Raw genomic sequence first — 609 nt, 5'->3', positions numbered from 1 at the left:
TCGACAAGGTGCAGTGGCTGCCCGAGTGGGGCAAGGCGCGCATTGAAGGCATGCTCACCGATCGTCCCGACTGGTGTATTTCCCGTCAGCGCACCTGGGGTGTGCCGATTGCCCTTTTTGTTAATAAGGAAACCAGCGAGCTGCACCCGGATACGCCGGCCCTGATCGAGCAAGTGGCCGAGCGAGTAGAGAAAGCAGGCATTGATGCCTGGTTTGATCTGGAGCCGGCGGAGCTGCTGGGTGAAGACGCGGACCAGTACAGCAAGGTCACCGATACCCTGGACGTGTGGTTCGATTCCGGTGTGACCCATTATTGCGTGCTGGACCAGCGCGAGCAGCTGCGCGCGCCGGCGGACCTGTATCTGGAAGGCTCGGATCAGCATCGTGGCTGGTTCCAGTCGTCACTGCTGACCAGCCTGGCGATTCGCGACGCAGCCCCATACAGCACCGTGTTGACCCATGGTTTCACCGTGGACGAGCACGGTCGCAAGATGTCCAAGTCAGTGGGCAACGTGATTGCCCCACAGGAAGTCTGGAATGACCTGGGTGCGGATATTCTGCGCCTGTGGGTCTGCGCCACCGATTACCGGGGCGAGATGTCCGTGTCCA

At 60.9% G+C, this 609-nt stretch carries 1 protein-coding gene; it reads left to right on the top strand.

All coding sequences use genetic code 11. The annotated features are described in order from the left end of the window. Positions 1–609: class I tRNA ligase family protein (locus A3730_RS07325; protein ID WP_156501047.1), on the top strand; the 609-nt coding region annotated here is incomplete at both ends.

The organism is Alcanivorax sp. HI0044, from assembly GCF_001634945.1.
This window is presented reverse-complemented; position numbering and strand designations above follow the sequence as displayed.